General features: G+C 69.6%; 20 protein-coding genes and 1 tRNA gene. 16 read left to right on the plus strand and 5 right to left on the minus strand.

The window, feature by feature from the left end:
• Window positions 1–22 precede the first annotated feature (22 nt).
• Window positions 23–99, plus strand: a tRNA-Met gene (locus ACGVWT_RS17390).
• Here ACGVWT_RS17390 and ACGVWT_RS17395 read toward each other — a convergent pair.
• Both ACGVWT_RS17395 and ACGVWT_RS17400 read right to left on the minus strand, forming a co-directional pair.
• Window positions 56–1720 (minus strand): recombinase family protein, encoded by a 1665-nt coding sequence (locus ACGVWT_RS17395; protein ID WP_394427543.1) that lies wholly within the window; start codon window positions 1718–1720, stop codon window positions 56–58. The genes ACGVWT_RS17390 and ACGVWT_RS17395 overlap by 44 nt on opposite strands.
• 276 nt (window positions 1721–1996) lie before the next feature.
• Window positions 1997–3424, minus strand: coding sequence for a hypothetical protein (locus ACGVWT_RS17400; RefSeq protein WP_315462498.1), 1428 nt, complete (start codon window positions 3422–3424; stop codon window positions 1997–1999).
• Window positions 3425–4049: 625 nt separating this feature from the next.
• On the opposite strand from ACGVWT_RS17400, the gene ACGVWT_RS17405 reads away from it, so the two are divergent.
• Genes ACGVWT_RS17405 through guaD form a run of 15 tightly spaced genes read left to right on the plus strand, consistent with a single transcriptional unit; the run spans window position 4050 to window position 21222 of the window.
• Window positions 4050–5198, plus strand: a complete 1149-nt coding sequence (locus ACGVWT_RS17405; protein WP_315462686.1) for a bile acid:sodium symporter family protein — start codon at window positions 4050–4052, stop codon at window positions 5196–5198.
• Complete coding sequence (locus tag ACGVWT_RS17410) at window positions 5195–6538, plus strand: AtzE family amidohydrolase (protein ID WP_315462499.1); 1344 nt, start codon at window positions 5195–5197, stop codon at window positions 6536–6538. Before ACGVWT_RS17405 ends, ACGVWT_RS17410 begins: the two co-directional genes overlap by 4 nt.
• Complete coding sequence (locus ACGVWT_RS17415) at window positions 6535–7875, plus strand: NCS2 family permease (RefSeq protein ID WP_315462500.1); 1341 nt, start codon at window positions 6535–6537, stop codon at window positions 7873–7875. Before ACGVWT_RS17410 ends, ACGVWT_RS17415 begins: the two co-directional genes overlap by 4 nt.
• A complete protein-coding gene (locus ACGVWT_RS17420; protein ID WP_315462501.1) occupies window positions 7875–9443 on the plus strand; it encodes a gamma-glutamyltransferase family protein in 1569 nt (522 codons plus the stop codon). Before ACGVWT_RS17415 ends, ACGVWT_RS17420 begins: the two co-directional genes overlap by 1 nt.
• Before the next feature lie 5 nt (window positions 9444–9448).
• Window positions 9449–10684: an allantoate amidohydrolase gene (locus tag ACGVWT_RS17425; protein ID WP_315462687.1), complete on the plus strand. Its 1236-nt coding sequence runs from the start codon at window positions 9449–9451 to the stop codon at window positions 10682–10684.
• Window positions 10668–11909: an alanine--glyoxylate aminotransferase family protein gene (locus tag ACGVWT_RS17430; RefSeq protein WP_315462502.1), complete on the plus strand. Its 1242-nt coding sequence runs from the start codon at window positions 10668–10670 to the stop codon at window positions 11907–11909. The genes ACGVWT_RS17425 and ACGVWT_RS17430 overlap by 17 nt, the downstream gene beginning before the upstream one ends.
• Window positions 11906–12778: an allantoinase PuuE gene (gene puuE / locus ACGVWT_RS17435; protein WP_315462503.1), complete on the plus strand. Its 873-nt coding sequence runs from the start codon at window positions 11906–11908 to the stop codon at window positions 12776–12778. Before ACGVWT_RS17430 ends, puuE begins: the two co-directional genes overlap by 4 nt.
• Window positions 12775–13155, plus strand: a complete 381-nt coding sequence (gene hpxZ / locus ACGVWT_RS17440; RefSeq protein ID WP_315462504.1) for an oxalurate catabolism protein HpxZ — start codon at window positions 12775–12777, stop codon at window positions 13153–13155. The genes puuE and hpxZ overlap by 4 nt, the downstream gene beginning before the upstream one ends.
• Window positions 13152–13592: a 2-oxo-4-hydroxy-4-carboxy-5-ureidoimidazoline decarboxylase gene (gene uraD / locus ACGVWT_RS17445; protein ID WP_315462505.1), complete on the plus strand. Its 441-nt coding sequence runs from the start codon at window positions 13152–13154 to the stop codon at window positions 13590–13592. The genes hpxZ and uraD overlap by 4 nt, the downstream gene beginning before the upstream one ends.
• Window positions 13589–14992, plus strand: coding sequence for an FAD/NAD(P)-binding protein (locus ACGVWT_RS17450; RefSeq protein ID WP_315462506.1), 1404 nt, complete (start codon window positions 13589–13591; stop codon window positions 14990–14992). The genes uraD and ACGVWT_RS17450 overlap by 4 nt, the downstream gene beginning before the upstream one ends.
• Window positions 14989–15324: a hydroxyisourate hydrolase gene (gene uraH / locus ACGVWT_RS17455; protein WP_315462507.1), complete on the plus strand. Its 336-nt coding sequence runs from the start codon at window positions 14989–14991 to the stop codon at window positions 15322–15324. The genes ACGVWT_RS17450 and uraH overlap by 4 nt, the downstream gene beginning before the upstream one ends.
• A 1-nt stretch (window position 15325) precedes the next feature.
• Window positions 15326–16738 carry a xanthine dehydrogenase small subunit gene (gene xdhA / locus ACGVWT_RS17460; protein WP_315462508.1) on the plus strand — a complete coding sequence of 471 codons (1413 nt, stop codon included), beginning with the start codon at window positions 15326–15328 and terminating at the stop codon, window positions 16736–16738.
• Window positions 16731–19022 (plus strand): xanthine dehydrogenase molybdopterin binding subunit, encoded by a 2292-nt coding sequence (xdhB, locus tag ACGVWT_RS17465; RefSeq protein ID WP_315462509.1) that lies wholly within the window; start codon window positions 16731–16733, stop codon window positions 19020–19022. The genes xdhA and xdhB overlap by 8 nt, the downstream gene beginning before the upstream one ends.
• The gene (xdhC, locus tag ACGVWT_RS17470) at window positions 19019–19942 is read left to right on the plus strand and encodes a xanthine dehydrogenase accessory protein XdhC (protein WP_315462510.1); all 924 of its coding nucleotides are present in this window, start codon (window positions 19019–19021) and stop codon (window positions 19940–19942) included. The genes xdhB and xdhC overlap by 4 nt, the downstream gene beginning before the upstream one ends.
• Window positions 19939–21222 carry a guanine deaminase gene (guaD, locus tag ACGVWT_RS17475; RefSeq protein ID WP_315462511.1) on the plus strand — a complete coding sequence of 428 codons (1284 nt, stop codon included), beginning with the start codon at window positions 19939–19941 and terminating at the stop codon, window positions 21220–21222. Before xdhC ends, guaD begins: the two co-directional genes overlap by 4 nt.
• Before the next feature lie 20 nt (window positions 21223–21242).
• Here the strand turns inward: guaD and ACGVWT_RS17480 are convergent, their stop codons facing one another.
• The 3 genes from ACGVWT_RS17480 to add form a co-directional block, all read right to left on the minus strand.
• Window positions 21243–22193, minus strand: a complete 951-nt coding sequence (locus ACGVWT_RS17480) for a LysR family transcriptional regulator (protein ID WP_315462512.1) — start codon at window positions 22191–22193, stop codon at window positions 21243–21245.
• An 87-nt stretch (window positions 22194–22280) separates the two neighbouring features.
• Window positions 22281–23618 (minus strand): MmgE/PrpD family protein, encoded by a 1338-nt coding sequence (locus tag ACGVWT_RS17485; protein ID WP_315462513.1) that lies wholly within the window; start codon window positions 23616–23618, stop codon window positions 22281–22283.
• A complete protein-coding gene (gene add, locus ACGVWT_RS17490; protein WP_315462514.1) occupies window positions 23615–24721 on the minus strand; it encodes an adenosine deaminase in 1107 nt (368 codons plus the stop codon). Before add ends, ACGVWT_RS17485 begins: the two co-directional genes overlap by 4 nt.

Raw genomic sequence — 24721 nt, forward strand, 5'->3', positions numbered from 1 at the left:
TCTCACTCCGGTAATGCAGTGTCGCGGGGTGGAGCAGCCCGGTAGCTCGTCAGGCTCATAACCTGAAGGTCACAGGTTCAAATCCTGTCCCCGCAACCACCGCCATGGAACTCGACACGCCGCCCTTCGGGGCGGCTTCGTCGGTTGTGGCCCAAGCCGCCAGATCCGCAACCCGCGCAACCACTTCCGCCTCGGCTGAACCGTCCTCGCATGGGTAGATCGTCACGCTCTCGATAAGCCGTGACAGGATCTCGGCCGCTTCGCCGCGGATCTGGTCCTCGTTGAGCGTCTCCGTCAGGTTTTGAGCCTTCCTCGCGAAGATCGCCGTCAGGTCCGCAGGTGCCGGCAGGGTGATCGTCTCGATGTCGGGCTGAAGCTGGATCTGCGCTTCGAGCCGCTGCTTCTCGGCTTCCCGCTCGACCAGCAGCTTCGTCAACGTCTCGCTGATGACGCCCGCCAGCATGTTTGCGCCGAGGTTGGAAATCTCCGCCGTGACCACCGCCAGACGCTCGCTCAGCGCATCGTCGCGGCGCTCGGCATGACGGGTGAGGCGGTCCAGCTCCCGCGCAAACTCGTCGGCGAAGATGCGCGCATGGTCGGGTGTGAAGAGGTGATGCTGGAACACCGCCAGCGTCGCATGCTCCACGAGCGCTTTGCGCACGGATACGGTGTTGCCGCAGGTGCCGCGCTCCTTCTGGCCAGCGCAGCGATAATAGTCCTTGCCGCTGACGGTATAATTCGACCCGCACACACTGCAGCGGATGAGGCCCGATAGAAGGTGCTTCTTGCGATTCTGTCGAGCGAGAGGCGCGTCGAGCTGTGGCCGCTGTCGCTGCTCAATCTCGGCATGCACAGCGTCCCAGAGCCGGTCGTCGACGATACGCAGGTCAGGAACGGCAACCTCGACCCATTCCGACTTGTCTCGCAGCCGATAGCGGCGCTCGCGCATCTCGCTGTCCGGGTTGCGGCGCCACTGTCGGCGACCCCAGACGAGGCGGCCGACATAGAGCGGGTTGTTGAGGATGCCCACGGCCTTCTTCGGATCGCCGCGGATGGTCGAAGCATTCCACTGTCCGCCCCGCGGGCCTGGAATGCCGGCTTCGTTGAGGCCCTTTGCAATCTGGATGGACGAACGCCCGGCCGCAAAGTCGGTGTAGATCCGGCGGACGATATCCGCCTGAGACTCGTCGATCTCCAGCAGTCCGCGAATGAGCTCGCCGCGTCCGTCGAGCCGGATGACGCGCTTGAACCCGTACGCGCGGCCGCCGGCGAACCGGCCCGCCAGGACGGCGGCCTCCATCCCGCGCACGGTCTTGTCGATGAGGTGCTTCAGGAAGATCGCGCCCAGCAGGCCCGCGACCGCGAACTTGATCTCGTCGACATGGCCTTCGCTGACCGTATGCAGCGACACCCGGTGGTAGGCCAGCTTCTTGCCGAGCCAGGCGACGTCCTCGGCATCGCGGGCCAAACGGTCGAGCGCTTCGCACACGACGATATCGACCCGTCCATTCTCGACATCGCACAACAGCTTCTTCAGCCCCGCACGGTCGCGGCGATAGCCCGACTGTTCCGGGTCGAGGTAGGTCGCGACGACCCGGCCACCGAGATAGTCGACCAGCTTCATGCACGACACTGCCTGGTCGGCGCTCGATGTGGCCGCCTGCATGCTGGTGGAATGGCGGCCGTAAATGGCGATCGCGGGCGAGGCCTTCATCAACATCGCAATTATCTTTCCATCTTCGTCGTAGCGAGGACGCTAGGTCTTGTTGCGGAATGTCCCCGGATGGCTGCTGCCGCGGCCTGACGCGCGAGCAGTCGCACGAGGCCTTCCAGTGCTAGGGTCCGGCACTCTCCGTCGAGCGCAGGCTCCGTCTCGCCTGATGATGGACCTCGAATCGACATGGTGCTGTTCCTGCACCACGTCGGCCCCGCCAAAGGGGGACCCAGAAGTTGCACGAAAGCCGAACGGGAGCGCGACGGTTAATCTGACTGCGCATCACCGTCGGGTCTCAAACCAGTCAGTCACCGGCACGTGGATCAGCTCCGCCGTTTTGGCTCGGACAGCTTCGCGTTTCAAAGCGCAGTGGAGCGACTGCAGCGACTTTCTTCCGCTCTTTGTCGCCGCATCGAGATCCTGGATATGTCGCACCACGCAGCGGTCGAGTTCCGCGTCGGCCCGCAGCAAGCCTGTAGCCAGACGGATATCTGCATCGGGTGGCTCGGCGCGCCGTCCACGCGGTAGATGCGCATCGGGGAACAGCCGCTCCGTCACCTCATCCACGCGCGCCAGCGCCCGCAGCATCGTCACTGAAAGATATGTCACGGCCTCGCCAATGGTGAGGCCCATCATCGCGTGGCAAAAGTCGCGCCTCGCAAAGCCACGAGCCTGCAGCGCCTTGCGGTTGAAGTCCACGCGTCGAGCGGCTTCCGCCAGGGCCTCTAGCAACCGGTCGATGGAGAGCATCTCGCCGGCGTTCAGGCGCTCTTCTACACGGCTGGCGATGCTGGCCAGTGTGAGGCCTTCTGCGGTTGCCGGCAGCCAGTCGTTCTGCGTGGCGATGGCCACGGTGTCCTGATAGCTGAGCTGGCGCCTGATGAATTGGCCGCGCTCCGCGATCTCGACGACGATCCTGGCGGGAGCGCAGACGGACTCTGCCAGGACGGTCGCCGTGGTCAACCAGACGGTTTTGCCTTTGAACCGTTGGCCAAGCGGCGTGAGCGCGAGTCTGTTCAGGACCTGGGCAAAGTCGAGCACCGTACGAAAGACGAGCAGATAGGCCTGAACCCGTATGGTCAGGGCGAGATCCGCTATCGGCCCCCTGGAAACATGCCTGCGGAACAAGGCTGCTGCCTCCCCCAGCCGCCCTTCCATCACCAACCCATAAACAGCGGGATGGTGGTGTTTGAGCCGATCAAGCCGCATTGCATGACGATGCAACTCGTAGCTTTCCGAATTTGCAAGCCCGGCCTTGCGCAGGAGCACGGGCTCGAACAGCACAGCCACTTCGTCATTCCCGCGCGCGCTCAGGAAGCTCATCACGTAGGCACGGTGGTCGACAATGTCCGGCTTGCTGTCACGCGCGCCGTCGTACGTCGTGACAAAGCGCTGGCCCTCGGTCAGCGCCTTGACACGGGCATTGATGTGCGCCGCCATTTTCCGATCTTCGCCAGGCTTGTCGAAGCCCTGGATCAACTCCACGGCGAGATCGATGATCTGCTGTACGTCGCCAATCTGCAAAGCGGTCTGCGCTGCGGTCAGGGCCGCCTGGCGCCGCGTCAGGATCGCAACACTCCGCTCGGCGGTCGACTTGAAAGTGCCGGTGGGAACGTCTTTCTTTCGGGCGTACGACATCACGATCTCCAAAACTATGAAGATCGCGTCCTGGTCACGCGACGGTCGCCCCGCCTGAGGGCCGAACTGCATTTAAACCCGAAGCAGCTCTCGAGGACGTGGGGTTGATGGCGCGCCCCGTGCCTCTTCGTTGACACGCCAGGTCGTGCCGTCCGAGACCATACCCAACGCTCGCATCCATCAACACGTCGGGTCGTCGTCTATATAGCAGGACCGGGTGGACGAATCCACCACAGGATCGCGCGTGCCGCTCGATGAGCCAATCGACACGAACCCCGCGTCGGGTGAGGAAGATGGACCTCATTCCCAAGATGCTGCTTCTCGGCAAAAAGTGGTGTAAAGCGGCCTGACCGCTTTCGAGCGCCGATCCCGAGGAAGCGGACGTTTGTTCAGCTGGCGGGGCAGGGCCTCGCATGCGTGGCACTGAAGGAGAGCCGCGCGGCCGCTTTTGGCGGTGATCGCAAATCCACAAGTCCGTTCAGGCAATGACGGGGTTCAGCGTCCCATCATTTTGGGGCAGCCGCTAATGTGCTTTGGGGCGGAAGCCAAAAATTTTGCCGTTGATCCGAAAGCAGTACAGACGATTAAGATCTACGTAGGTGAGCGCCCCTCCGATATAGATGTGCGCGCATTTTTGCAACGATCCGTCCGCTTCATTGCGTTTGATGATCGATGTCCGGCGGACCATCACCATCGGGTGGCTCGCGTTCCTGTCTCGCTGAGGATCGATCCTTTCCTAGTCCTTCTGGGAGGAGCTGTGGGTATCGCGTCGCTTCTGCCGGTGACGGGGCGGGCCGCGACTGCCCTTGGCGTCCTGGCTGATGCAGCGATCGGACTGCTGTTTTTCCTACATGGCGCCAAGCTGTCGCGCTCGGCGATCGTTACCGGCATGGGAAACTGGCGGCTGCACGGGCTGGTGCTGACGTCCACCTACGTGCTGTTCCCCACCGTCGGAATCGCGATATTGTATGTGGGGCGGGGCGCGATCGACCCGGTGTTCGGCACGGGGCTGCTGTTCCTGACGCTGCTGCCGTCCACGGTGCAATCGTCGATCGCCTTCACCGCGGTCGCGCGCGGTAATGTCGCGGCGGCCGTGTGCGCCGCGTCGCTGTCCAACCTGATCGGGATCATGGCAACGCCGGTGCTGGTGCAGCTGATCCTGCATCCGATGCAGCAGCTCGGAGGGGGCATGACTGGTGGCGCGGTTCGGACGATTGCGCTGCAATTGCTGTTGCCGTTCGTTGCAGGTCATCTGCTGCGGCCGTGGATCGGCGGCTTCGTGGCGCGGCACCGCGCGGTGTTGCAGCCGGTCGACCGCGCATCGATCCTGCTGGTCGTCTACGCGGCGTTCAGCGCCGCGGTGGTCGACGGGATCTGGCATCGTGTCGCGGCCGGCGACCTGGCGACGCTTGTGCTGTGGTGCGCGCTGATCCTGGCAGTGGTGATTGCAGCGAACGTCGCGGCGGCGCGGATCGTGCGGCTGGCGCGCGGGGACGCCATCGTGTTGCTGTTCTGCGGATCGAAGAAGAGCCTCGTATCGGGCGTGCCGATGGCCGGTGCGCTGTTCGCGCCCGCGCAGGTGGGACTGGTCGTGCTGCCGCTCATGGTGTTCCACCAGTTGCAGCTGTTCCTGTGCGCGACGCTGGCGGCACGGCTCGCGCGCGACGCAGAGCCCGGACCGCAGGAGGGACTCACTCCGCCAGCCCTGCCGCCGCCGCCGGTGGGGGAGGCAGGCGCGATCGCCGCGGCGGCTGCGGCTGGCTTCGTCATCCCCGATGCCTGCCTGCCGGGCGTCGCGGACAATCTCGCGTTGCTGACCCGTCATGCCGGAGTGCTGCGATCGTGACCGGTGCGGGGGCAACCGCCGCAGCGGTGCGGGCGGGACGCCTGTCTGCGCGGCATGTCGCCATGCGGGCGCTGGCGTCGATCGAAGCTGCGGAACCGGCCATGCGTGCCGTGACAGGCATCCTGCGGGACCGGGCATTGGCCGATGCAGCGGCGGTAGACGCTGCGGTCGCGGCGGGGCGCGACCCCGGGCCGCTGGCCGGCGTACCCTACGGCGTGAAGGATCTGTTTGACGTCGCCGGCCTGCCGACCACCGCCGGATCGGCGATCTATGCCGATGCCCAGCCCGCGGCGCACGACGCCGAGGCGGTGCGCCGGATGCAGGCGGCGGGGGCGGTGCTGGTCGCGACGCTGAACATGGACGAATTCGCCTATGGCTTCGCGACGATCAACGCCCGCCACGGCACCACGCGCAACCCGCACGACCCCGAACGGCTCGCCGGGGGATCGTCGGGCGGATCGGCGGCGGTAGTCGCGGCGAGGCTGCTGCCGCTGGCGCTGGGGTCGGACACCAACGGATCGGTGCGCGTCCCCGCCAGCCTGACCGGCGTCTATGGATTGAAGCCTACTCACGGCGCACTGCCGATGGCGGGCGTCTTTCCCTTCGCGGCGAGCTTCGACGACGTCGGGCCGTTCGCCGCGAATGCCGCGGACATGGCGCTCGTGTGGGAGGTGTTGTCGGATCGCCGGGGCGCCGCCGGAGAGCGCCCGTTGCGGCTCGCGCGGCTCGGCGGCCGGTTCCGCGACAATGCCGATCCTGATCAGCTCGCGGCGATCGATGCGCTCGCGGCGGACACGCCGATCCTGACGCTGCCCGACATCGCGCGCGCGCGTTCGGCGGCCTTCTTGATCACGGCCTATGAGGGCGGGACGCTCCATCGCGACGCGCTGGCGGAGCAGGCTATGGCGTTCGACCCGGCGGTGCGCGACCGGCTGATCGCCGGCGCGCTGTTGCCGCGCGGGCTGTACGAGGAAGCCCTTGCGTTCCGCGAGACGTTCCACGCCGAGGTCGATGCGACGATCGCGCCCTACGACGTGCTGCTGGCGCCCGCGACGCCCTGCACCGCGCCGCGTATCGACGATCCCTGGATCGTGATCGACGGAAAGCGCGTGCCGGCCCGCGCAGACCTCGGCATCCATACCCAGCCGATCAGCTTCGCCGGACTGCCCTCGCTCGCGGTGCCGCTGTGCCGGGCGGCCGGCGCGCTGCCGATCGGCCTGCAACTGATCGGGCGACGCGGCGGCGAGGCAGAGTTGTTGCGCGCTGCAACGCTTTGGGAGGCACAGGGCCTTATCGGCGGCGCGTTTCCAGTTCCGGCGATCGAGGGGGTCGGCGCATGACGGCGGAGCGGGCGGGGGCATTGGAACGCCGGTTCGCGCTGACCCAGCGCGGTACCTCCGCGCGGTCGGAGGTGCTGGCGGGCGTCACCACGTTCCTCACCATGGCCTATATCGTGCTGGTCAATCCCGCGATCCTGGGACAGGCCGGGATGCCCGTCGCCGGTGTCGCCGCGGCGACGTGTTTCGCCGCCGCCTTCGCCTCGATCCTGATGGGCATAATCGCCAACGTGCCGCTGGCGCTGGCGCCTGGCATGGGGCTCAACGCCTATTTTAGCTTCACCGTGGTGCAGCAGATGGGCGTGCCATGGCCGGTGGCGCTGGGCTGCGTGTTCCTCTCCGGCGTCGGCTTCCTGATCCTGATGCTGACGGGGATCCGCCAGCTGATCGTGGCGGTGATCCCGCCGCATCTGTTCGCCGCAGTGGCGGGGGGCATCGGCCTGTTCATCGGCTTCATCGGGCTCAAGAATGCAGGGATCGTCGTGTCGAGCCCGGCGACCTTCGTCGCGCTCGGCGACCTCACAAAGCCCGACGCGTTGCTCGCGCTGTTCGGGCTCGCACTGATCGGCGCGCTGAGCGTGCGCAAGGTGCGCGGCGCGATGCTGATCGGCATTGCCGCGACGACCGCGGTCGCGGCGATCGTCGGGCAGGTCCATGTCACGCCGACGCCGTACAGCCTGTCGGCGCTGACCGGCACCGCGTTCCGGCTCGACCTCGCGGGGGTATTCGGCGGGGCGGGGCGGCATGGGCTCGGGCTGCTCGAAATCCTGTTCGTCTTCCTGTTCGTCGACCTGTTCGACAACCTCGGCACATTGGTCGCGGTGACCAAGCGCGCCGGGCTGATGGACGCCGAGGGCCGCATACCCGGCCTCGATCGCATTCTGGTGACCGACGCGGTCGCGACGATGGTGGGATCGCTCGCTGGGACGAGCACCGTCACCAGCTATGTCGAGAGCGCCGCCGGCGTGCAGGCGGGCGGTCGCACCGGGCTGACCGCGGTGGTGACGGGGTTGCTGTTCCTCGCGACGATGCTGGTCGCGCCCTATGCGCAGCTGGTGCCGCTGGCGGCGACCGCGCCGGCGCTGATCGTCGTCGGCGGGCTGATGCTGCTGCCGGTGACGGAGGTGGCGTGGGAGGACCCGCTGGCGGCGATCCCCGCCTTCCTCACCGTGGCGATGATCCCGCTGACATTCTCGATCGCCAACGGCCTCGCCTTCGGGATCGTCGCGCATGCGCTGCTGACGCTGCTGAGGGGTAGTGCGACCCGCCGCGATGCGTTCCTGTTCGTCCTCGCCGCGCTGTTCATCGCGCGCTTCGCCTGGCTGGGCGGGGCGGGGTGATGCGCACCGTCTCCGCCCGCCACGGCATCGTCACCGCGCCGCATCATCTGGCGGCGAACGCCGGGTGCGACGTGCTGCGCGACGGCGGCAGCGCCGCGGAGGCGTGCGTCGCGGTCGCGGCGACGCTGGCGGTGGTCTACCCGCATATGACCGGGATCGGCGGCGACGGCTTCTGGCTGATCGCCGAGCCCGACGGCCGAACGCACGCGATCCACGGCTGCGGCGGCGCGGCGGCCGCGGCCGAGCTGTCGCTCTACGCGGGGCTGGACGCCGTGCCGACGCGCGGGCCGCTGGCGGTGAATACGGTGGCGGGGACGATCTCGGGCTGGGAGGCGGCGCTCGTCGGCAGCTCGCTGCCGCTCGATCGGCTGCTCCGCGATGCGATCCGCTACGCCGAGGAGGGGGTGGCGATCACAGCCGGCGGCGCGGCGATCGCTGCGGCGAAGGGCGGCGAGTTGCGCGACCAGCCGGGGGCCTATGCCGCAATCTTCGAGCCCGATGGCCGGCCGTTCGCGGCGGGCGATCGGCTGCGGCAGCCGACGCTCGCCGCCACGCTGCGGCTGCTGGCGGCGGACGGGCTGGATGGTTTCTATCGGGGTGCGCTGGCGGATCGGATCGCGGCGGACCTGGACATGCTGGGCAGCCCGGTGTCGGCGGCCGATCTGGCGGCGCATCGCGCGACGCGCCCCGCTCCCCTGACGGTGCCGATCACCGGTGCGACCCTCTACAACAGCGCACCGCCGACGCAGGGCGTAGCGTCGCTGCTGATCCTGGCGTTGTTCGACCGGCTGAAGATCGACGCCGTCGATGACGGCGCCTTCGTGCACGCGCTGGTGGAGGCGACGAAACAGGCGTTCCTGTGGCGGGACCGGCATTGCGGCGATCCCGCCTATATGACCGCAGCGGCGCAGGCGCTGCTCGACGACGTTGCTGCGCTCGATGCGATGGCGGCGCGGATCGATCCTCGTTGCGCGCTGCCGTGGCCGCAGCCGCCGCAATGGGGCGACACCTGCTGGTTCGGCGCCGCGGATGCCGAGGGGCGCGTGGTGTCGTGCATCCAGTCGACCTATTTCGAATTCGGTTCGGGACTGGTGCTGCCGGGCACGGGCATCACCTGGCAGAATCGCGGCAGCAGCTTCCGGTTGGCTGCGGAGGGGTGGAACGCGTTGCGGCCAGGACGTCAGCCGTTCCACACGCTCAATCCGGCGCTGGCGCGCTTCGACGACGGCCGCGTCATGGCTTATGGCACGATGGGCGGCGAGGGCCAGCCACAGACGCAGGCGACGCTGTTCGCGCGCTATCGCGGCGGCGTCGACCTGCAACAGGCGATCAGCCGCCCGCGCTGGCTGCTCGGGCGGACCTGGGGCGAGCAGAGCACGTCGCTGAAGATCGAGCCGGGGTTCGACGATACGGTCTATGCGGCGCTGGCGGCCGCCGGGCACGAGGTCGAGCGGCTGGAGGCGCCGAGCGCGGTGATGGGGCATGCCGGTGCGGTCGTCCGCCACGGCGACGGCCGGCTGGACGGCGCGAGCGATCCGCGCAGCGACGGGGGCGTCGCGGCGTGGTGAGCGATATGGCCGCCGGCGGTGCGCGCGCGGTGGCGCGCTGCGATGTGCTGGGCGTCGCGCCCTATAGCGACACGGCGGACGGCCTGTACCGTGGCTGGCTCGGCCCGGCATGGCGCGCGGCGCAGGATGCGGTGGCGGACTGGATGGTCGCGGCCGGCATGGCCGTGCGACGCGATGCGGCCACCAACCTGATCGGTCGCTACGAGGGGACGTGCGACGGGCCGCCGCTGCTGATCGGCAGCCACCTCGACAGCGTGCGCGACGCGGGGCGCTATGACGGGCCGCTCGGCGTCATGCTGGGGATCGAATGCGTCGCCGCACTGCATGGGGCGGCGCGGCGGATGCCCTTCGCGATCGAAGTGATCGCGTTCGGCGATGAGGAGGGATCGCGCTTCCCCGCGGCGATGCTGACGAGCCGGGCGGTCGCGGGTACGCTGGACGCAGTGCCGGCGATGACCGATGGCGCCGGCGTGACGCTAGCCGATGCGCTCGCGGCGAACGGGACCGCGCCGGAGCGGCTGGCGGATGCACGCCATGCGCCGGCGCTGGCCTATCTGGAGGCGCATATCGAGCAGGGGCCGGTGCTCGAGGCGGAGGGGCTGGCAGTCGGCACCGTCACCGGCATCGCCGCGCAATGCCGCTATGCCGTGCAGGTGACGGGCGTCGCCGGCCATGCCGGGACGACCGCGATGCCGCTCCGCCGCGACGCGCTGGCCGGCGCGGCGGCGATGGTGCTGGCGATCGAGGCGGTCGCGTGCGCCGATGCGGGAGACTTGGTGGCGACGGTGGGGACGATCGCGGCCGCGCCGGGTGCCGCCAACGTCATCGCCGGTGCGGTTTCCTTCACCATCGACGTGCGATCGGGCGACGCCGCCCGCCGCGATGCCGCCGCCGAACGGATCGTCGCCGCAATCACCGCGATCGCTGCGGCGCGCGGTCTGTATATCGCGATCGAGCGAATTCACGACCTGCCCGCCAGCCCCTGCGACCCCGCCCTGATGGACCTGCTCGATGCCGCCACGACCGCGGCCGGCCAGCCGGTCCGCCGGCTGGTGTCGGGGGCGGGGCACGACGCGATGATCATGGCGGCGCTGTGCCCGACCGCGATGCTTTTCGTCCGCTGCCGCGGCGGCATCAGCCACAATCCGGCCGAGCATGTCGAGGCCGCCGACGCCGATGTCGCGCTGCGGGTGATGACCGGCTTCATCGAACGCTTGGGAGAGCATGTTGGCGAGCCTTGATCCCACCCTGTTCGGCGAGATCGACCCGCCGCAGCGCCTGCTGATGGGCCCCGGCCCGGTCAATGCGCATCCGCGCGTGCTGCGCGCAATGTCGGCCGACCTGCTGGGTCAGTTCGACCCCGAGATGACCGGCTATATGGAGCAGGTCATGGCGCTGTACCGGCCGGTGTTCGGCACGGACAATCGCTGGACCTTCCTCGTCGACGGCACCGCCCGCGCCGCGATCGAGGCGTCGCTGGTGTCGCTGGTCGAGCCCGGCGACACGGTGCTGGTGATCAATTTCGGCCGCTTCGGTCTGCTGCTGAAGGAGATCCTGGCGCGGATCGGCGCTACCGTCGTCTCGGTAGAGGCCCCCTGGGGCGAGGTGGTGCCGCGCGACGCGATCGCGGCGGCGATCGCGCGGCACGGTCCCCGCGTCGTCGCCACGGTTCATGGCGACACCTCCACCACTATGGCGCAGCCGCTCGCCGGGCTGGGCGCGCTGTGCCGTGCCGCGGGGGCGTACAGCTATGTCGATGCGACCGCGACGATCGGCGGCATGGCGATCGAGGCGGACGGCTGGGGTGTCGACGTCGTCACCGGTGGATTGCAGAAGTGTCTGGGCGGACCGTCGGGTTCGGCACCGATCACCATCTCGGATCGCGCGGCGGAGCGGATCCTCGCCCGGCGGCACGTCGAGCGCGGCATCCGCCGCGACGACATCCGCGACGGCTACGGGCCGCGGATCGCGTCCAATTATTTCGATCTCGCCATGGTGATGGATTACTGGGGCGAGAAGCGCCTCAACCATCACACCGAAGCGACGACGATGCTCTACGGAGCGCGCGAATGCGCGCGTGTGGCGCAGGGCGAGGGGCTGGCGGAACGGTTCGCGCGGCATGCGCGCGCCGGCGCCTCGGTCGCGGCGGCGGCGCGGGCGATGGGCCTCGCCGTGTTCGGGGACGATGCGCACCGGATGACCAACGTCACCGCGATCCACATTCCCGGTGGCGTCGACGGCGAGGCGGTGCGTCGCCGGATGCGCGAGGATTTCGAGATCGAGATCGGCACCGCCTTCGGTCCGCTCGCCGGCAAGGTCTGGCGGATCGGCGCGATGGGCTACAACGCGATGAAGCACAAGGTCGCGATCACGATGGGCGCGCTCGAGACGGTGCTGCGTGCCGAGGGCTTCGTCGCCCCGCCGGGGGCCGGCGTCGATGCGGCGCTGGCGGCGTGGGACGCATGAGCGGCCGCGACCTGATCGGCTATGGCGCGTCGCCGCCGGACGCACGCTGGCCGGGCGGCGCGCGGATCGCGGTCCAATTCGTCGTCAATTACGAAGAGGGCGCCGAGAACAGCGTCCTCAACGGCGATGCCGGGTCGGAGGCGTTCCTGTCCGAGATGGTCGGCGCCGCGAGCCATCCCGCGCGGGCGATGGCAATGGAAAGCCTGTACGAATATGGCAGTCGCGCCGGCTTCTGGCGCCTGCACCGGCTGTTCACCGAGCGTGGGCTTCCCGTCACCGTCTTCGGCGTCGCCACGGCGATGGAGCGCAACCCCGCGGCGGTCGAGGCGATGCTCGCGGCGGGATGGGAAGTGGCGAGCCATGGGCTGCGCTGGATCGACTATCAGACCGTGCCGGAGGCGGTGGAGCGCGACCATGTCGCACGCGCGATCGCACTCCATACGCGGCTGACGGGCGAACGCCCGCTCGGCTGGTACCAGGGGCGCACCAGCCCCAACACGGCGCGGATCGTGCGCGAGGAGGGCGGCTTCGTCTACGACTCCGACAGCTATGCCGACGATCTGCCTTATTACGTGGAGGGGCAGTTGATCGTCCCCTATTCGCTCGACGTCAACGACATGAAGATGGTGGCGCTGAACGGCTTCACCGAGGGCGAGCAGTTCTTCCGCTACCTGCGCGATACGTTCGAGGCGCTGCGCGCGGAGGGCGGGCGGATGATGTCGGTGGGATTGCATGGCCGCATCGCCGGGCGGCCGGCGCGCGCGCTCGCGGTGGCGCGGTTCGTCGACCATGTCATCGCCAGCGGCGATGCCTGGATCGCGCGGCGGATCGACATCGCGCGCCACTGGCTGGCGGTGCACCCGGCATGACGATCGACGATCCCAAGGCGCTCGCCGAGGTAACGGCGGCCTTCCACTTCTATGAGCGCGCGTTGATGGCGGACGACATTCCGGCGATGGACGCGCTGTTCCACGACGCGCCCACGACGAACCGCTATGGCGTGGGCGAAGTCCTGTACGGGATCGAGGCGATCCGTGAGTTCCGGAAAGGGCGCGGCGGATCGCCGCAGCGGCGGTTGGGGCGCGTCGCCATTACCGTCTACGGCGACCGGTTCGCCACCGCCGACGCCGAATTCTACCGCGAGGGCAGCGACCGGCGCGGGCGGCAGACGCAGGCCTGGGTCAAATTCGACGACGGCTGGAAGGTCGTCTCCGCGCATGTCAGCCTGGAAGGAAGCGGATCATGACCGCGCTGTTCGAGCACAGCCCCTGGGTGGAGGCGCGCGCGGATGCGCAACCTTCGTCGGGGGATCGCCATGCCGATCTGATGGCGGTGGTGGCAGCGGCGAACGGCGAGGAGCGGCTGGCGCTGATCCGCGCGCACCCGGAACTGGCGGGGAAGGCGGCGATCGACGGCACGCTGACGCGGGCGTCCGCCGCGGAACAGGCCTCCGCCGGCCTCGACCGGCTGACCCCTGCGGAGTTCGCACGCTTTCACGACCTCAACGCCCGCTATCGCGCGCGCTTTGGTTTCCCCTTCATCATCTGCGTGCGGCTGACCGACAAGGCGGGGATCCTCGCGGCGATGGAGGCGCGGCTGGCCAACGATCCCGATAGCGAGATCGCGGCGGCGATCGACGAGATCGGCAAGATCACCCGCCTCAGGCTGGAGGATGCCGCATGAGTCTTGTCGACCTGGAGGCGCGGGTCGCGCGCGATCTGGAATGGCTCGACTGGGGTGGCGCCGACTGGACGGTGCCGCGCGGGGCCCATGTCCATGACGTGCTGATCGTCGGCGGCGGGCAGAGCGGGCTGGCGGCGGCGTTCGCGCTGATCGGCGAGCGGGTGAACCGGTTGCTGGTGCTCGACGAAAATCCGGCGGGGCGCGAGGGGCCGTGGGTCACCTATGCCCGGATGCGGACGCTGCGCACGCCCAAGCAGCTGACCGGCGTCGACATGGGCATCCCCAGCCTCACCTTCCGCGCCTGGTACGAGGCGCAGTTCGGCACCGAGGGCTGGGCCGCGCTCGGCAAGATCCCGCGGCCGATGTGGATGGAGTATCTGCGGTGGTATCGCCGCGTGCTCGACCTGCCCGTGCGCAACGACGCCAGGGTGGTGGCGATCGATCCCGCCGCGCCGGGTCTGTTCCGTGTCACGCTGGCCGATGGCGAGGTGCTGACGACGCGCAAGGTGGTGCTGGCGACCGGCATTCAGGGCGGCGGCGAATGGCATGTGCCACAGTTCGTCAGCGACGCCCTGCCGCCGCATCTCTACGCACATACCTCGGCGGCGATCGACTATGCGGCGTTGGCGGGCAAGCGCATCGGCATTCTCGGCATCGGCGCCTCGGCCTTCGACAATGCCAATGCCGCGCTCGAGGCGGGGGTGGCGGAGGTGCACGTCTTCGCGCGGCGGGCGGCGCTGCCACGGGTCAACCCGATCCGCTTCATGGAGCGGGTGGGTCTGACGCCGCGCTACCCCGCGCTCGGGGATTCGGACAAGTACCGGGCGATGCGTGACTTCCTGGTCAAGAACCAGCCGCCGACCGGCGACATGTTCGAGGCCGCGGCGGCCCACCCCGGCTTCACCCTGCATCTCGGCAGCCCGTGGCTGTCGGTCGCACCGGCGGGGGAGGGCGCGCGGGTGGCGACGCCGCAGCGCGCCTTCGACTTCGATTTCCTCGTGCTGTCGACCGGGCTGCTGTCCGATCCGGGGTTGCGGCCAGAGCTGCGCGGGCTCGCCGACCGCATCGCGCGCTGGTCGGACCGCTACGCCCCGCCGGCGGGCGCCGCGCATCCGCTGCTCGACGCGCACCCCTATCTGGGGCCGGCGTTCGAGCTGTTGCCGCGGCGCGCGGAGGATGCGGCGTCGCTGCACGGATTGTTCGCGTTCAACTATTCGGCCCTCGCGAGCATCGGCCTGTCGGCATCGGCGCTGTCGGGATTGAAGCATGCGCTGCCACGGCTCGCCAAGGGGGTGGCCGACCAGCTCTTCCTCGACGATGCCGAGGCGCTAATCGATGCCTTCATCGCCTATGACGAGCCCGAGTTCGCTGGCGAATGGTCGCGGAAGGCAACGGCATGACCAGCCTGTCGACGCATGTGCTCGATACGATGCACGGTCGCCCGGCGGCGGGGATGGCGGTGAGCCTGCACGGTCCGGCCGGGCCGATCGCGTCGGGGACGACCGATGCGGACGGGCGCTGCCCCGGCCTGTTCCCGACCGGATTGGCGGCAGGCGGCTATCGTCTCGACTTCGCGGTGGCGGCGTATTTCCGCGCCGCCGGCGTGACGCTGCCGGAGCCGCCGTTCCTTGACGTGGTGACGATCGCCTTCGGCATCGCCGCGGCGGGCGGGCATTATCATGTGCCGCTGCTCGTCTCGCCGTTCGCTTATTCCACCTATCGCGGGAGCTGACGTGGCCATCCGGTTCATCCTCGACGGCGAGACGATCGAGATCGCGGACGCGCCCGCGACGGCGACGCTGCTCGACCATCTGCGCTATACGATGCGCCGTACCGGCACCAAGGAAGGCTGCGCCGAGGGCGATTGCGGCGCGTGTACGGTGCTGGTCGGAGAGGCGCGGGGTAGCGGCGTCGGGTGGCGCGCGGTCAACGCGTGTATCCAGTTCCTGCCGATGCTCCACGGCAAGGCGCTGATGACGGTCGAGAGCCTGACGGCCGCCGGCGTGCCGCCGACGCCGCTCCAGGCTTGCATGGCGGCGAACGGCAGCTCGCAATGCGGGTTCTGTACGCCGGGTTTCGTCATGGCGCTACACGGCCGCAGCATCGGCGCGGTCGGCTCCGACCTGCCGGTCGAGGATGTGATCGCGGGCAATCTGTGCCGCTGTACGGGCTATGGCCCGATCCTGAAGGCGGGCCGCGCGGCGCCCCCGATCGCACGCGACGACGTGGCGCTGGCGGCGCAGCTCGCGGCGATCCCGGCGAGGGCGTCGGGGAAGGGCTGGCATGCGCCGGAGAGTGTCGAGGCGCTCGCGGCGTTGCTCGCCGCCACGCCGGATGCGCGGATCGTGGCGGGGGGGACCGACGTCGCGCTCTGGGTGACGAAGGGGCTGCACGACCTGGGACCCGTCGTCTTCGTCGGCGACATCCCCGAACTGCGCCGATTGGACGAGGATGCGGACGGTCTGACGATCGGTGCGGCGGTCCGCTATGCGGACGCACATGCCGCGCTCGGCCGCCTGCACCCCGATCTCGGCGAACTGGTGCGCCGGCTCGGCGGGTTGCAGGTGCGCAACGCGGCGACGGTTGGCGGCAACATCGCCAACGGCTCGCCGATCGGCGACGGGCCGCCCGCGCTGATCGCGCTCGACGCGACGCTGACGCTGGCCGGCGCGGAAGGGCGGCGCACGATCCCGCTGGCCGACTATTTCCTCGATTATGGCAGGCAGGACCGGCGTCGGGGTGAGTTCGTCGAAAGCGTCTTCGTGCCACGCCCGCATGCCGACGACCTCATCTACATCGCCAAGCTGTCGCGGCGGTTCGACAGCGACATTTCCGCGGTGTGCGGCGCGCTGCGGTTGCGGATCGTGGACGGCATCGTCGCGGAGGCGCGCGTGGCGTTCGGCGGCATGGCGCCGACCCCGCGTCGGGCGACGGGTTGCGAGGCGGCGCTGACCGGCCGGACCTTCGACGAAGCGACGATCGCGGAGGCGGCGGACGCGCTGGCGGGCGACTTCACCCCGCTCGACGACGTGCGCGGCAGCGCCGCCTATCGCGGGCAGGCGGCGGCATCGTTGCTGTGGCGCATGTGGCATCGCGAGGCGGGGCACCGGGTCTCGGTGCGCGACGTGGAGGCGGCGGATGCCTGACGTCGTCCCGAAGCCCTCGCTGCCGCACGACAGCGCGGCGCTGCACGTCACGGGCGTGGCGCGCTACATCGACGACCTGCCCGAGGCCGTCGACCTGCTCCACCTCGCGTTCGGGCTCGGGAGCGAGGCGCATGCGGATATCGTCGCCATCGACCTCGACGCAGTGCGTGCCGCGCCCGGCGTGGTCGCGGTCTATACCGCCGCCGACATTCCGGGCGAGAACGACGTCAGCCCGGTGGCGCACGACGATCGCCTGCTCGCAGACGGCACCGTCGCCTATGTCGGCCAGCCGATATTCGTGGTCGCGGCGACGAGCCGGGATGCGGCGCGGCGCGCGGCGCGATTGGGGCGGATCGACTATGCGACGCGGGCGCCGCTGGTCTCGATCTCCGCCGCGCGCGAGGCCGGATCGTGGATCGAGCCCGCGCAACGGATGGCGCGGGGCGATGCCGGGGGGAGGCTCGCGCAGGCCACGTATCGCCTGACCGGCGGGCTCGCGATCGGCGGGCAGGATCATTTCTATCTCGAGGGGCAGATCGCGCTGGCGACGCCTGGCGAGGAGGGGCAGGTGCATGTCCTCAGCTCGACCCAGCACCCCAGCGAGGTCCAGCATCTGATCGCGCAGGTGCTCGGCCTGAGCTCCGCCGACGTCACCGTGGAGGTGCGACGGATGGGCGGCGCCTTCGGGGGCAAGGAGACGCAGGCCGCGGCCTTCGCCGCCGCTGCCGCGCTCGTCGCGCATCGAACCGGCCGCCCCGCGAAGTTCCGGTGCGACCGCGACGACGACATGATCGTCACCGGCAAGCGTCACGAATTCGAGGTGGCGTGGGACGTGGGCTTCGACGACGCGGGGCGTATCGAGGGGCTGCGGCTGACGCTGGCGTCGCGGTGCGGCGCGACCGTCGATCTGTCGCCTGCGATCAACGACCGCGCGATGTTCCACAGCGACAATTGCTACTGGTTGCCGGACGTGGAGATCCTGTCCGAACGTTGGAAGACGAACACCGTTTCGGCCACCGCCTTCCGCGGTTTCGGCGGGCCGCAGGGCATGCTGGCGATCGAACGAGTGATGGATGCGGTGGCTGCGCACCTCGGCCTCGATCCGCTCGCGGTGCGGATCGCCAACCTCTACGGCCCGGGCCGGAACGTCACACCCTATGGCATGACGGTGGCCGACAATATCGCGCCCGAGTTGATCGCGCGGCTACGCTCCGAGGCGCGCTACGACGCCCGGCGTGCCGCGATCGACGCCTTCAACCGGACGAGCCCGGTGCTGAAGCGCGGGATCGCGCTGACGCCGGTCAAGTTCGGCATCAGCTTCACCACCACCCACCTCAACCAGGCGGGCGCGCTGGTCCACGTCTACGCCGACGGCAGCATTCAGGTGAACCACGGCGGCACCGAAATGGGGCAGGGCCTCTACATCAAGGTCGCGCAGATCGTCGCCGACGTCTTCGCGGTGCCGATCGAGACGATCCGGATCACCGCGACACGCACTGACAAGGTGCCCAACACCTCCGCCACCGCCGCCTCTTCGGGCGCCGACCTCAACGGCATGGCGGCGTATGAGGCGGCAAGGACGATCCGCGATCGTGTCGCCGCATTCCTGGCGCGCAGCCATGGTTGCGCGGAGGAGGCGGTGCGCTTTACGCCCGACGGTGTCGCGGTGGGGGCCGAGACGATCCCCTTCGCGCAGGTGGCGCGGCGCGCCCATATGGGGCGGGTGTCGCTGTCTGCGACGGGCTATTACGCGACGCCGCACATCGCCTACGACCGTGCCACCCATCGCGGCCGCCCATTCTTTTACTTCGCTTATGGTGCTGCCGTGAGCGAGGTGGTGATCGACACGCTGACCGGCGAGCATCGCGTGCTGGCGGTCGATATCCTTCACGACGTCGGCCGGTCGCTCAACCCCGGCATCGACCTCGGCCAGATCGAGGGGGCGTTCGTGCAGGGGCAGGGCTGGCTGACCACCGAGGAACTCGTTTTCGACGCATCCGGCCGGTTGCTGACGCATTCGCCCGCGACCTACAAGATCCCGACCGCGTCGGACCGGGCGAAGCATTTCCGCATCGCGCTGTGGGACGGTGGCAACGTCGAACCGACGATCAACCGGTCCAAGGCCGTGGGCGAGCCGCCGTTCATGCTCGCGCTCTCGGTCTTCTCGGCGCTGTCCGCAGCGATCGCGGCGACCGCGCCGGACTCGCGCGCGACCGTGCCGCTGGATGCGCCTGCCACGCCGGAGGCGATCCTCCGCGCGATCGCGGCCCATAGTGCCGCATGACGGCGTGGATCGACCAACTTAGGGCGCTGGCGGTAGCGCAGCCGGCCGCGATGGTCACCGTGGTGGCGACCGAAGGGTCCGCGCCGCGCGGGGCGGGAACCCGGATGCTGGTGACGGCGGAGGCGCTATCCGGCACGATCGGCGGCGGCAAGCTGGAGCATCGCGCGATCGAACAGGCACGATCGATCCTGACTCATCCGCCGGGAACGTGGCGGGTGCAGGATTATCCGCTGGGACCGCTGCTCGGCCAATGCTGCGGCGGGCGGGTGCGGCTGCTCGTGGAGCATGTCGATCCGGGAGCGCTCGGCTGGACCGAGGATGTCGCGCCTGGGCTGCGCCTCGTCACGGAGCTCGGCACCGGGGGCGTCGCGCGATGGGTGACGGGGGACGGCACCGGGATCGTGCCGTCGGCGCGCGGCGACCTGCCGCGCGCGGGCGCGTGCTGGAGCGAGGTGATCGGTCGACCGCGCCGCCCCCTCTATCTGTTCGGGGCCGGGCACGTCGGCCAGGCGATCGCGCTCCAGGCGCGCCACCTGCCGCTGCGCCTCGCCTGGTTCGATACGCGCGAGGCGTTCGCGGCGGTGGACGGCGTGACGCTAGTCGCGGAGGCGGACCTGTCGCGCTGCGTCGCAGACGCGCCCGCCGATGCCGCGGTCGTCATCCTGACCCACGACCACGCGCTCGACTATGCGCTGGTCCAGGCCGCGTTGCGACGCTCGCCGGTCGCCTTCGTGGGCGTGATCGGATCGGCGACCAAGCGCGCGCGCTTCCTCGGCCGATTGGCACGCGACGGCGTGGACGAGGCGGCGCGGACCCGCCTGACATGCCCGATCGGTATCGAGAGCATTACGGGCAAGGAGCCGGAGGTGATCGCCCTCGCCACGCTCGCGCAGCTGGTGCAACTGGACGGTGGACGATGATTCAGGCGTTCCACGGCGAGCTTCTGTCGGTCGCCCGTGATCCCCGCGACGATCCGCACGCGGTGCGGCATGAGCCGGACGGCCTGCTAATTGTCGAGGACGGCGTGATCGTGGCGCGGGGGCCGTATCGCGACCTGGCGGCACGCTTCGCCGACGTGCCGGTCGAGCACCTCGCAGGGTTGATCGTGCCCGGCTTCGTCGACGCGCACGTCCATTATCCCCAGCTCGACCGGATCGCATCGCACGGCGAGCAACTCCTCGACTGGCTCGAGCGGCATATCTTTCCGGCCGAAAAGGCCTTTGCGGAGCGCGCGCACGCCGACGCGCTGGCGAGCGCGTTCCTCGACGAACTGCTGCGTCACGGCACGACCAGCGCGCTGGTGTTCGCGACCGTCCACGAAGGATCGGTCGATGCGCTGTTCGAGGCGGCGCTGGCGCGCGACATGCGCGTCGTTTCGGGCAAGGTGCTGATGGATCTCGGCCCCGACGGTCTGCGCGACACGCCAGAGCAAGGTCGCGCGGATAGCGAGACGCTGATCGCGCGATGGCGCGGGCGCGGGCGGCTGGGCTATGCGGTAACGCCGCGCTTCGCGCTGACCTCGTCCGATGCGCAGATGGCGATTGCGGGTGCCTTGCTGGCGGCGCATCCTGACGTCCTGCTCCACACGCATCTCGCGGAGAACCGGCGCGAGTGCGCGGCGGTGTCCGAACGCTTCCCGGATGCGGCCGATTACCTCGACGTCTACGACCGGTTCGGCCTGGTGACGCCGCGTTCCGTGTTCGCGCATGCCTGCCACCTCACCGACCGCTCCTGCGCGCGGCTGGCGGAGGCGGGCGCGGGGATCGCGACCTGTCCGGGATCGAACCTGTTCCTGGGATCGGGCTTCCTCGACCTCGCGCAGGCCGACCGGTTCCGCCTCAAGCTCGGCCTCGGCAGCGACATCGGCGCGGGCACCAGCCTGTCGCTGCTGCGCAACGCCGGCCTCGCCTACCAGGCGGCGCTGTCGCGCGACGTGCGGCTCGATCCGTTCCGCGCGCTGTATCTGGCGACCGCGGGGAGCGCCGCGCTGCTGTGCCTCGATCACCGGATCGGCGCGCTCGAGCCGGGGCAGGAGGCCGACTTCGTCGTGCTCGACGATGCCGCCACGCCGCTGATGGCGCGGCGGACGCGCGATGCGACGCTGGCGGAGCGGTTGTTCGCGTTGCAGATCCTGGGCGACGACCGCGCCGTCCGAGCGACCTACCTGCGCGGCCGCCGCGCCTGGGCCTTGCCGGCGTGAGCGACGACGGGATCGTCCGGTCAGGCTAGCGTCGACGGTGACGCGCTCGGCCGCCCGCCCGCGGGCGCATAAGCGAGCTGTGCAAACCCTGCCTCGATCTCGTCGAGCACCATGCTGGCGGCATGGGAGGGCACGCGCTGCGCCGCGGTGCACAGCGCCAGCGCCATCGGCCGCAGCACAGGGTCGGTGATGCGGGTGAAGGACAGCAGGCCCTGGCGCACCTCGGTCAGCACGTCGAGCGAGGTGAGGACGCCGACGCCGAGCCCCTGAAGCACCATCGAGACGATCATCTGGATATTGTCGGACGTCACCTGACGGCGCGGCTCGATGCCGCTGGTGCCGATCAGCACCTCGACCTGCTGGCAGACCGCGAGCGGTCGTGCCGGCAGCACCAGCGGCGAGCCCTCGCAGAGCGAGAAGCGCGCCTCGCGCCGCTCGCCGATCGGGTGGCCGACCGGGGTCAGGAAGCCGAGCACGACATCGACGAACGCGCGCACCTGCAGGTCGCGATAGGATTGGGGATCGAACAACAGCCCCATGTCGACGTCGCCGCGCAGCACCGCCTCGCGCACCGCGCCGTTGTCCAGCACCTTCACGCCGATGGTGATGCCGGGATAGCGTGCCTGGATCGTCTGGATCGCCGCGGGGATATAGCCCTTTGCCAGCGCGTCGATGACCGCGATCTCGACATGGCCGCGCTTCAGTCCGCGCAGGTCCTCCATCTGCGCGCGAACCGAGATCATGTTCTTCTGCCAGCGGCTGCCCGCCGCCATCATGATCTCGCCCGCGGCGGTAAGACGCAGTCCGGTCGGCAACCGCTCGAAGAGCGGCATGCCGAGTTCCGCCTCGACGTTCAGGATCTGGCGATCGATCGCGGAGGCGGAGACGTGCAGCTCGTCGGCGGCGCGACGGATCGAGCCGAGCCGGCCGACCGCCATGAAATAGCGCAGGAACCGGGAAAAGGCCGGCATGTCGTGGGTCCCATCCTCTGCCAGGGGCAATGCCCTCGTTGCGGCGGATCGCCTCTGCGGGTCAATCGTTTCGAAGCGAGCGCAGGCTCAGCGGGGCGGTGCCGCCAAGGCCAGCAACGCTTCGACCGGATGGTCCTCGAACCGGTTTATCGCCGAGCGCAGGCGCCCAGCGGCAGCGGCTCCGATCCGCGGCCCTGCCAGCGCGTCGAACTTGGCCGCGAGGGTCGGAGCCGCGGCGTCCGGCAGCAGGCGTTGCTTGGCCATGTCGCGCGTGTCGCGCAGCGTCCGGCCGTCGTGCAGCTCGACCTCGACCGCGGTCATGTCCTCGGGCCAATCGCCGTCCGCCAGCGTCACGGTCGCCCGATCGTGCAGGCGGCGCAGGGCCGGATCGGCGACGTTTCCGTCCGCATAGGTTGCGGGATCGGCGGTGGCGCGACCCGCGAGCGCGAGGGCGGCGTTGAAGCGCAGGCTGAACTTGGCTGCGTTGCCGTCTTGCGGATCGGAGAGGTTGCACATCGCATCCCGCTCCGGATGCACGGTCAGCCGCACCGCCCGTACATCCCCGGTGGTGAACGGGTGTGCACGCCGCAGCGCGCCGATCGCCTCCAGCGTGCCGTGCACGCCGAAGCAGGCGGCGTGGAACTTGAATCGGTTGTCGAGCAGATGATAGCCGGCCCACACGGGTGCATCCGCGGGCCAGCCCTCCGCCTGCGTGTCGGCGAAGCCTTGCCGCGCCTCCAAGATCGTCGTGGTGCCGGTGACGCCGCGCTCGGCGCGCAGGGCGGCGAGCAGCCCGGTCTCCGCTGCCCGGCCGGCGTGCATCGGCTTCGCCATCGTGCCGAACTGCGCCTTCAGCCCCGCCGCCATCGACGCGGCGAGCCCGAGCGCGCGCGCCTGTCCGGCAGCGTCGAGTCCCAGCGCATGCACGCACGCGACCGCCGCGCCCAGCGCGCCGATCGTGCCCGTCGCGTGGAAGCCGCGCGCGTAATGCGGGCCGCTCAGCGCGGCACCGATCATGCCAGCGGCTTCGTAGCCGGCGACAAAGGCGCGGAGCACCGCGTCTCCGTCCAGCCTGCGCATCTCGGCAAGCGCGAGCAGCGGTGGCAGGATCACGGTCGTGGGGTGGACGTGCATCGCGAGGTTCACGTCGTCGAAGTCGAGCGCATGCCCGGCGACGCCATGCACCAGCGCCGCCTGTCGCCCGCTGAACAGCTTGCCCGCGCCGAGGATCGTCGCCGTCGGCGCCGCGCCCTCGGCCTGCACCTCGGCGAGCAGCAGCTCCGCCACCGGCTCGCGCAATCCTGCGATCGCGAGGCCGAACCAGTCGAGGATGCACAGCCGGGCCATCGCCCGAACCGCGGGTGGCACCTCTGCCGCGGCGGCATGGCTCAGGCGAACGACCCCGGCGGTCGCGCCGTCGGTCATGCGAGGTTCGTGGCGGCCGCGGCAGCGTCGAAGTCGCGCGTGAACTCCGCCTGCCATTGCTGCCGCTGTTCGGAGATTGCCCAGCTTCCCGCGATGCCGTTGAGCATCATGGCGCGCAACGCGGCGACGTCGAAGCCGAGGTGCGAGTACATCAGCTCCCAGGCCCCGGCGGGCGTGACGTTGTGCAGCGTCGGATCGTCGGTGTTGGGATGCAGCTTCAGGCCGAGCTCCGCCATCCGCCGGATCGGGTGATCCAGCGCCCAGCGCTCGCGCGGCAGCGTGCGCAGATACCAGCTGTTGGTCGGCACGACGGTGAATACCATGCCGGCCTCCGCGTAACGCTGCGCGAGCGTCGGATTGTCGACGATCGTATAGCCATGGTCGATCCGGTCGACGTGGAGGCGGTCGACCGCCGTTTCGACATTGGTCCACGGCTCGCCGAATTCGCCGGCATGTGCGGTGGCGCGCAGGCCCGCTTCACGCGCCAGCGCATAGGCTGCGATGAAGCGTTCGGGCGGGTTCTCCGTCTCGCGATAATCGATGCCGATCCCGGCGACGCGGCGGTCGCGGTGCGCGATCATCGCCTGCACCATGTCGAGTGCGGCGTCGGCACCCGCCTCGCGGTCGATGCTGGGGATCAGCAGCGACGTGATGCCATGATCCGCCTCCGCGCGCGCCATGCCGGCGAGGATCGCCGCCTGCATCTCGGCATAGGGCAGGCCGCGGTCGCGCAGGCTGGCGGTCGGGTTCCAGAAGAATTCGGCGTGGCGGACGTTCTCCGCCGCGGCATCGGCGAGATATTCGTAGGCGATCCGCTCGAACGCCTCGGGCTCCAGCAGCAGATGCCGTTCCAGCGTGCGCAGCACGTGGAGCACGCCGACCGGCTTTTCGCCGCGTGTATAGAAGCCGGCGATCTCGTCGGGCGTGACCGGCGCGTGGTGCCGGGCGGCGAGCTCGGCAAAGGTTTCGTGGCGTACGGCACCGAGCAGGTGGCAGTGCAGTTCCACCTTGGGAATGGCGTGGAAGAAGGCGCGCTGCTCCAAAGAGACGGGGCGGCCGATGGGGCTCTCGGGAACGTTCCCGAGCTGGGCAGGCTGAGGCAT

Origin of the sequence: Sphingomonas sp. S6 (assembly GCF_043498045.1) — a bacterium.
GTDB lineage: Bacteria > Pseudomonadota > Alphaproteobacteria > Sphingomonadales > Sphingomonadaceae > Sphingomonas.